The organism is Pelagibacterium lacus (genome assembly GCF_003345525.1).
Taxonomy (GTDB): Bacteria; Pseudomonadota; Alphaproteobacteria; order Rhizobiales; family Devosiaceae; genus Pelagibacterium; species Pelagibacterium lacus.
In genome coordinates, this window is the sequence record NZ_QQNH01000047.1 from 1 (window position 1) to 8,552 (window position 8,552).

Sequence of the window (8,552 nt, forward strand, 5' to 3'; positions counted from 1 at the left end):
TCTTCCACCAGGCTCAGCAGGGCCAAAACAACTCCAGGAGTCTACGTCACGCTGGATAAAAGTTGGGGGCAACGTCATGGGTGATGAACCAGCGACGGCCCGAGTGTGAGGAAGCCCCATCGAGGCCAGCGACCCGATAGAGCTGCCCCATCAACTGGCAAAGCGTGTTAGGGGAGAATACAGTGTGCTTCTGGGTCAGCAGCAAGGGTCCATCGGCATCCCGCTGGGCAATGTGGGGCACGGCATCCCGGTATCGCTCGATCTCTTTGCGCAGGCGCTCGCCCATGAACACGACACGCTCCTGCCCGCCCTTGGTGATGCTCGCTCGAACCCGAAGCTGTTCCCGAACATCGCCGTTGGCCTCGAACACGTCCCGCAGGATCAACCCGGCGATTTCTCCGACCCGCAAACCCGCAAGATGCGACAGCATCAGAGCCATGCGATCCCGCGCGGCATGTTTGCGCTGCGCCACCACGGCCAGCAGGCGTTTGAATTCGGGATCGGTGAGCACTCGGGCTTGGCGCATGGAAACCTCATGATTTATCGCGGTCTGCTGCAAATCATGATGTTGCCGTTGGCTCGCCCAAGCGACCAAAGACTTCAAATCGCTGGAAACCCCAAGGATCGCGGGCGTTTCGGCGATTTCCGGAACCTAATAAAATGCACAATAAGTGACATTTGGACCCGGGACGCTAGCACGCCTCGATCGCGAAAATGCATCGGCGACAATGCTGTTTCAAATTTCGTCGAGACGTGAGAGCGTTTTGCATGACTTTAGCTGAGATTCGTCGATATTACCGCATATGAAAACACTTCCTTCTATCATTCCGACTGCGGAGCAACTTCCGCTGATCAGCTCTAACCGCATGGGGGTGGAGGTAATCAGAGGGGCCGCCGGAAGTGGGAAAACATCCACTGCGATACTACGGCTGCGTTCCCTCGCTTACATGTTGGAAGCGCGGTTCGAACGTGAGGAAATAAGGCGTCCGGTGCGAATTCTTGTTTTGACTTTCAACCGGACACTGAGCGGCTACGTCCACCAGCTTGCCCAAGATCAACTGCGCCGAATACCGAACTCTACCATCACTGTGGACACCTTTGGGCGATGGGCAATGTCTCATCTAGATTATCCAAACGTGGTCGATGAGCAAGAAGCTCAAACTCAACTGGAGAGCCTAGCTCAGGGGCTCCCGCTGGCACAATCATACGTCGCAAAAGAAGTAGAATACTTGCTGGGACGTTTCGAGCCATCCAATATCGAGGCGTATATCGCGACTGAGCGGACCGGAAGGGGCGCACAACCGCGCATTGATCAGGGCTTGCGGCGCCAAATTTTGGATCAGGTGACATACCCCTACCTTGAGTGGCTGAGGCGCCGAGACGCTCTTGATTGGAACGGAGTTGCGGTGTCGATGGCGCAGTCTCGGCAGAAGCTGGGATACGATGTTGCCATAGTCGACGAAAGCCAGGACTTCTCAGCGAACCAGTTGCGAGCGCTTCGTCAGCATTTAGCTGGCGACTTCGCTGCAACGTTTGTTGTTGATACGGTACAGCGAATATATGCTCGTGGTTTCACATGGGCCGAGACTGGCTTCGACATGCGGCAGGCAGTATATCACCGCCTGCGTGAGAACCATCGCAATACCATCGAGATCGCTCAGTTCGCCTCAGGTCTACTGGAAGGAATCGAGGTTGAGGACGATGGATCATTGCCTGATCTTACTAAAGCAAAAACCAGAGGGACCCAACCCACAGTGCTCAAGGGGTATTACCGCGACCAAGTCGGCTGGGTATTCGATAACATCTTGAGTGTCGTTGATCCGAAATCTGAAACTGTAGCGTTTCTCGCCCCAAAAGGGGGCGGTTATCTCAGGTGGTTGAAGGAGAAGCTGCGGTCAAAGGGGTACGACTATGTCGATATAACCCGGAACCCAGATTGGCCCGAGGGCGACGAATTTATTGCGATATCAACTTTCCATTCAGCCAAAGGCTTAGAGTTCGACCATGTCGTTATCCTTGGCTTGGGTTCTCAGAACACTGACCACGACGATCCTGATTTGGATGACCAATTGAGTGTGTGGCGGCGTCTACTGGCGGTAGCAGTTGCCCGTGCCCGCCGTTCAGTGACGATCGGTTATAAGCCCGGCGAGCAGTCGGATTTGGTGCAGTTTTTCAAGATGGGGTCTTTTGCCGAGATCCGAGTATGACGATTGCAGATATTGTAGCAGAGCGCGGAATAACAGAGATACTGCACTTCACGACCAACCGTGGCTTGGTCGGTTCTTTAGCCACCCACGCGGTATTGTCCCGCAGGGCTTTGCCTAAAGAGGCATTTCTTGAGCATGTGCTACATCCGAACGCGCACCAGCGCCCCGAGAACTCAGCACTCTTTGATAAAAGTGCCGACTGGCTTGATTATATCAATCTCTCAATCACTGCGATCAACCGACGGTTCTTTGTGGTATCGGAGAGATGGCACCAGGACACATCTGTCTGGTGGGGCATACTAAGTTTTGACCCAGTGATCCTAAGTCACCCCGGGGTCGTTTTTGCAACCACCAACAACGGATATAATCAGTGTGTCCGAGTCGCTGGCATAAATGGGCTTAAGGGGCTGTTCGCGGCGAGAATTGCGAGAAAACCGGATTGGACTGTAAATCGGACTGGGATGCGGGCGGACAACCTTACGACTTGCGAACAAGCCGAGGTGCTGTACCCAACGAGAGTGCCGATGGAATTCCTTCGCAAGATTTATGTGCGCACAGGAGATGATCGTGATCGAGTGCGGGGCTTCGTACGGGAGTTCGGCTATGATGAGGTTGACGTGACTTTGGACCCAGAGAAATTTTTGGGCTCTCCAAACTGATGTTTCGAGGTTTGTATTTTGACTAACGCTGACCACACCGCGATAATAAATTCCGCCCTTTGGGCGGCGGCGGGTGACGCCCTTGGTTGGATCACCGAACTGTCGCGGGACGGTACGGTTGAAGCCAGAACTGGGCTTGATCGTATCGTCGAGCCGGTAGAGTGGCGTCGCTTCATCGGCGGCAAAATGGGCGTACGGGTGCATCTTCCGGCTGGGACATATTCTGACGACACCCAGCTGCGACTAGCTGTCTCGCGTTCAATTAGGGGGGATGGCAATTTCGATGCGGAGGTTTTTGCCAGAATTGAGCTAACTGCATGGCAGGCTTATTTGCTTGGAGCAGGAAACGGGACAAAGACGGCTGCTGCTAACCTAGCAAAAAGGGGTGTCAATTGGTTCTCCAACTTCTTCGATAAGGGAGCCAATTACATTTCAGCCGGCGGTAATGGTGCTGCTATGAGAATTCAGCCCCATGTCTGGGCCACACCATCCGCGGACTCAGATCGCCTTTTCGTCGATGTTATCAGAGACGCACTTATTACTCACGGCCACCCACACGGATTTGTTGGGGCCGCGCTTCATGCGGCAATGCTATTCGAAACCATCTCGCGCGGGAAGTTGCCTGCATACGAAGATTGGCAGACCATCTTAGCTTCTCTGGTCCGAATTCCGAGCTGGATAGAACAAGATCGTCAGCTGGCTGCATTTTGGCGGCCTGCTTGGGAGCAGACAACCGGACAATCTCTTGGCGATGCGGTTCACAACGCAATTGATGAAGCTGATCGAGATATCGAAGCCGTCTTGCCAATTCTAGCAAGCAAAGACCCCGCTCGATATACTAGCGCACTTGAGGCTATAGGATGCCTCAGTGACAAATATCGCGGCTCGGGGCTGAAGACCGCTTTGGCTGCATCCGTACTTGCGCACTTGTACGAGGGCCATATTGAAGATGCCTTGATCAGATCAGCGAATACTTTTGCCAGCGATACGGATACCATCGGGACCATGGCGGGCGCACTTCTCGGCGCAATTGAGCCACGCTCGCCGAAGTGGCTCATCCAAGACCGAGACTACATCGTTGATGAGGCGCAGCGTCTAGCCCGAATAAGGGATGGTATCAGGTCAGCTTCATTTCCGTATCCTGATTTAAATCGCTGGGCTCCGCCATCAACTCAAAGTGATGCCGTAGGCGAGTTCGGTGCCGGGCTTGCCCTTCTTGGCCTCGGCCAACTTGAGCCGATAGGTGAAGAGTATGCTGCTGCAGATGCAGTTTGGCAGTGGTTCTCACTGCCTTTCGGTCAAACGGTTCTTGCGAAGCGGCGAAAGAAGCTAAAGCTGAAAATAGAAGAGAACATGCTTCCTGGGCGGAGGAGTGCCGCTCCAGCCTCTCACGATGACTCGGGTTCACAAGCACAGCTTGCATTTGACGTTGGCGCACCAGCTTCTGAACTAAGAGGTACGGTTGCTCGCGCTGGCAAAAAAGGACAGTCTGGCCATCGGCCTCAAGGGGGAAACGACATTGACAGTTGGACTGATGAAGTAATTAGGTCCGGGTTTGACGATTTGACGTTGGGCCAGCTGCTAAACTACTGCATTGATAAGTACGGCTCCATTGAAAGTGCGGCTAGCTTTGCTGGCATTATCGCTAAAGCTAAAATCGCTAGGCAACGCCGGCACAATTCGCGTTGACTAGGGCGCCCGCTCTAACCGGAGTTGTCCTTGGACGGGCATCGCCGGCTCCGTGAAGGCTATTGGGTCAAACCCCGCTTCTGAAAGAAATGGTGCATCTCGAAGTTTCTGGCGGAGACCCAGTAACCTCTTCTCTGCCCTACGAATGAAAACGTCATATGTCATAGGCCTGATTGTCACGCGGCCACCCCAGCGCGTGTCATCTTCGGCCTCGGTCGGGTCCAACTTCGAACCGAGAACATAGGCGGTGACTTCTGCACTTTCTGTCAGGAGACCCTTGTTGATCAATTCGGCAATGTACTTCCAAGGTTGCCCTTTTTCGGTAACCCCGATTTCGACCCCTACCTTCTTGATTTCGGTAATCACCAGCCGAGCCACACCACCAACCTCGTGACCTAAATCGTGAGCGTCACGGCTGTAAAATCCGACGCTTCCGTCCCCGAGCATGACAAAGTCTGGCCTAAGCCTCGAGCCGGTTTCGGTCCTCCCGAAAATCTTACGGATCACTTCAGTCATTCCACGGTTGCTTGTAAATTCCAAGCTTTCGAACTCCGGACCGAACACCCATAGACTCCGCTCGAACAGCGGCTGTAAGTCGCCAACTTCATCGAGTGTATGGTCGCGTAGCTTGGTATCAAGCTCTGCAATAAGCTTGAGCCTTGATTGGATTTCGTCCAGCGCTAGCTTCGCAGTCCGAACCGACCAATCAGACAGGAGCGCATGAAGCTCATCAAATTCGCCGGGCTTTAGCTCGTGCAACTGGTTGAGCAGTGCGTATTTCGAGTTCGCGTGTTCCAACTTGGCCAGAATACCGGCAACCTGTTCGACCTCGTCCGTGGTGATGCTTGGGCAGCTATCGACTACATCGTCGACAAAATTATTCCACTTATCCCGACTGATCGGCGGCAGCCGGGATACTTGGCTCTCAAGCTTGGTTCTAACGGTCGCCTTTGTGTCGGCACGACGTTGTGAGGTATACTCAGCAAGCACCTCTCGAATTTCTTTGTGGGCCGCGTCTCGCGTTCTAGTCCAAGCTTCGTTGGCGCTGTCAAATCCGGTCCAGTCAGCCAAAACCGCACCGCTGTTCGCTAAGTAGTCTGCCCGAACAATGAAACTGAACCGTTTTGCCTCAGCTGTTCGCCCATCCAAAATTCGTTCGTGGTCAAAACCAACCCAGCCAGATTTTCCGACCAGCCTTGATTGAACCCACCATGCAATACCGTGTTGGCGTGTGGTTTTATCAACGCGTTGAGCGTCAATAACCGTGATGTGAACCTGACCACATTCCGGAACCTCAAACTGAATTTCGCGCAACCTTGCTGCGGGAACATCCCCGAACGTTACCTTGGTACCATCTACCCATACAGAGAAATTGGGATCGGAAAGAAAGCGGGTACCTAGGATTTCCCTGACTTCTTGCGCAGGCAAAAAGGAGCCGGTGCCATGTGGGGTGGATATCTCAGTGCCATGACCGGGAATACCGTTGCGGCGTGCGATTTCTTCCACCTCAAAAGGTTGGTTCTTGCCGCGCTTTACTAAGTACGTGAGTTCCAATCCGTCACGCCAAGTCCTTACCTGATACGGATCGCCGAAACGAAACGCAGCATGTCGTCCCTTCCCATTGCGTCCATAAGCAGCTCGCGGTGCAAAAGAGTGTAGTTCACTCGGTGGTTCTGACGTCGTGCCTTGGTCGACGAGCCGATTGTAACTGATTGTCTTCCAGCGCCGTTGGAATTCGCCTTCGGTCATTCCCTTGCCATTGTCCGAGATGGAGAAGATCCGCTCATCACCCTTTTCGGACCAGAGAATTCTCACTTCGGTCGCCCATGCGTCCCACGCATTCGCGACCAGTTCCACTATGGCAACTTCGGGGTCCGTAATAATTGCGCCAGCGTGCGTTTCCAAAAAGCGCTCGTCAAAAAGAAGCGAATCCGCCATCCATTTCCCCTATTGCGTAGCCTCCAGCATGCCGCGCTGCGGGAGAATAAGCAATCGTGCAAGGGGGCGGAGGGGTAGCACCTCTTCTGTGAAAAAAGAAAAGGCGCTCAGACATTGCCCTATGTCGACGACTTCGACGGCAGGCATTTATCCGAGGCGCGGTATTGTAAGGTTGATGCTTTGAAGGTTTTTATCGCGAATTTTGGGCGGGAAAACTACGCTTGGGCGGAGTGCCTTAAGCGCGGGACGGTTGCCACCATGAACGTGGTTGCGGCGCAACCATTATGGGAAGCTGGTGACAGAGAAGGCTATATTGATTTTCAGCTTCGCGGTGCGACTGCTAGAGGCATCAAGCCGACGCGGGCGGTGGCATCGCGCTGGTTCAACCTGATGAGCATCATCAATGAGACGAACGGCGACCTCTGGATCCACAAGGATAAAAACCTGATTTGGTGGACCATTTCCGGCAATGGTCCATCCAGTTTCGAAACGCACGTCGAACCTGTTGGCCGGAGGAGTGAAGTGGTTATTTGCCACAAGTCCTGTCAGCCGTGGTCAAATGTGAGCCGCAGTGGCCATCGTCTAGAGTGGAGCACACTTCATCCTAAAGCGAGGGACTTCTTGTCGACCGAGAGCACCCTTCAAAAATTAGGCGACGAGTATGCGGACTATGCAATCGCTTTAATCAACGGCGATGATCTCGGCCTTTGGCACGCGCGACCGAAGTGGCAACAGAAAGCTGAAAGCAGCAAATCTACTCCTGGCATCATCTTCAATCCGAGGCAGAAATCGGTCGCGATCATGGCCCGAACGGCAACGTCGACCACTGAATACGCAAACGGACAGGAAGCTGTCCGCACGGTGAAGAACAAAGACCTGTTGATTCCTGATTTGGAGTTCGAGCCCTATATCAACAGCCTCATCGATGAACAGGATGGCCTATGCGCAATCAGCGGTCTGCCATTGCAGTTTCACGGAGCAGAAGATGACAAAGCGATGCTGTGCTCCCTGGATAGGATCGATAGCAGCAAGCACTATGAGTACGGCAATCTTCAGGTAGTCTGTCAATTCCTCAACATGTGGAAGGGTGCGCGCGACAATTCTGAGTTTTGTCGCTTGATCGGCATTTTGCAGCGGGCATGGAGCTAGCACAGTTGCAGCACAGCTATTGTTAAAGTCCCGGAATTGCGGAACTTACAGCCGGATACATGTCAAATCATAATCCGCGTGTCGGGGGTTCAAGTCCCTCCTCCGCTACCAAATTTTCCCAATAAAATCAGTAGTTTAGCAATCAGCTTGCTCTTGATAGAGCCAGAAACTAAGCTAGCACAGGTCTAGCTCAGGCCAATTCCTCTCATTGAAATCATTGAGCTTTCTGGATGCGCTGGACCGCGAGGTAGCACATTCTTAGCGCGGCTCGGCTACCTCCATGATCCAAGGGGTGCGGGGTCCATGAACACAAATTTCTCTCAGCCATATTCGATCTATCGACGTGAAGGCACCACCAATTGGTGGGTGCGGTTTTCGATCAAGGGTGAGGGGCAGATCAGGCGTTCGCTGGAAACGGCTGATGAAGCCGAAGCACGCCATAAAGCCCATGAGATTTGGTATGAGGCGCAATACCGGGCCAAGAACGGATTGAAGGCTAAGCCGAGCTCTTTTGCAAAGGTGGCCGAAGAGTTCATAGCGTTGGTCGAGCGCGAAGCCGAACGTGGTGAGCGACCCGCTTATCATGCGCGCGACATTCCTCCGGTGGTGCAGCGCTATCGGGAGCAACGCCGGATGACCGCGAACGCCTTGGCCGAGACGCTCGATTGGCCGTTGGTCGAACTCTATAGGATCGAGAGCGGTGACAGAACCGATTTGACCCTTGATGAATTGGAACGTCTTGCTCTGGCGCTGCACCTAGAACCTGCCGATTTGCTGATGAGGGGGCAAAACCACTAGGGGCACCTGCTGAACGGCACATGCCAAAAAGGATGAGAACGGCGGTGCAAAATTAGTCCACGGTAGCGGCTGGATTGTCCTGCTGCGGGCGGCTTAAAAGTCGTCCACCTAT

At 53.7% G+C, this 8,552-nt stretch carries 7 protein-coding genes; 5 read left to right on the forward strand and 2 right to left on the reverse strand.

The window, feature by feature from the left end:
- Window positions 1–46: 46 nt before the first annotated feature.
- Window positions 47–559, reverse strand: coding sequence for a tyrosine-type recombinase/integrase (locus DVH29_RS15685; RefSeq protein WP_245945044.1), 513 nt, complete (start codon window positions 557–559; stop codon window positions 47–49).
- 244 nt (window positions 560–803) lie between these two features.
- On the opposite strand from DVH29_RS15685, the gene DVH29_RS15690 reads away from it, so the two are divergent.
- The 3 genes from DVH29_RS15690 to DVH29_RS15700 are packed head-to-tail and all read left to right on the forward strand — an operon-like array spanning window position 804 to window position 4,555.
- Entirely contained in the window at window positions 804–2,207 is a 1,404-nt protein-coding gene (locus DVH29_RS15690) for a 3'-5' exonuclease (RefSeq protein ID WP_245945046.1), read from the forward strand.
- Window positions 2,204–2,866 (forward strand): DarT ssDNA thymidine ADP-ribosyltransferase family protein, encoded by a 663-nt coding sequence (locus tag DVH29_RS15695; RefSeq protein WP_114647130.1) that lies wholly within the window; start codon window positions 2,204–2,206, stop codon window positions 2,864–2,866. Before DVH29_RS15690 ends, DVH29_RS15695 begins: the two co-directional genes overlap by 4 nt.
- Window positions 2,867–2,884: 18 nt before the next feature.
- Window positions 2,885–4,555 (forward strand): ADP-ribosylglycohydrolase family protein, encoded by a 1,671-nt coding sequence (locus DVH29_RS15700; RefSeq protein WP_245945048.1) that lies wholly within the window; start codon window positions 2,885–2,887, stop codon window positions 4,553–4,555.
- On the opposite strand, the gene DVH29_RS15705 is transcribed toward DVH29_RS15700, so the two are convergent.
- On the reverse strand, window positions 4,556–6,493 hold the full coding sequence (locus tag DVH29_RS15705) for an ATP-binding protein (protein WP_114647132.1): 1,938 nt from the start codon (window positions 6,491–6,493) through the stop codon (window positions 4,556–4,558).
- 114 nt (window positions 6,494–6,607) lie between these two features.
- Here DVH29_RS15705 and DVH29_RS15710 point away from each other — a divergent pair, with 114 nt between their 5' ends.
- Both DVH29_RS15710 and DVH29_RS15715 read left to right on the forward strand, forming a co-directional pair.
- Window positions 6,608–7,642, forward strand: a complete 1,035-nt coding sequence (locus DVH29_RS15710; protein ID WP_245945050.1) for a hypothetical protein — start codon at window positions 6,608–6,610, stop codon at window positions 7,640–7,642.
- Window positions 7,643–7,945: 303 nt separating this feature from the next.
- On the forward strand, window positions 7,946–8,440 hold the full coding sequence (locus tag DVH29_RS15715; protein WP_114647134.1) for a helix-turn-helix domain-containing protein: 495 nt from the start codon (window positions 7,946–7,948) through the stop codon (window positions 8,438–8,440).
- Window positions 8,441–8,552 lie beyond the last annotated feature (112 nt).

Coding starts and splice junctions, on each gene's coding strand:
- DVH29_RS15690 (WP_245945046.1), top strand. CDS start 804: ATGAAAACACTTCCTTCTATCATTCCGACTGCGGAGCAACTTCCGCTG.
- DVH29_RS15695 (WP_114647130.1), top strand. CDS start 2,204: ATGACGATTGCAGATATTGTAGCAGAGCGCGGAATAACAGAGATACTG.
- DVH29_RS15705 (WP_114647132.1), bottom strand. CDS start 6,493: ATGGCGGATTCGCTTCTTTTTGACGAGCGCTTTTTGGAAACGCACGCT.
- DVH29_RS15715 (WP_114647134.1), top strand. CDS start 7,946: ATGAACACAAATTTCTCTCAGCCATATTCGATCTATCGACGTGAAGGC.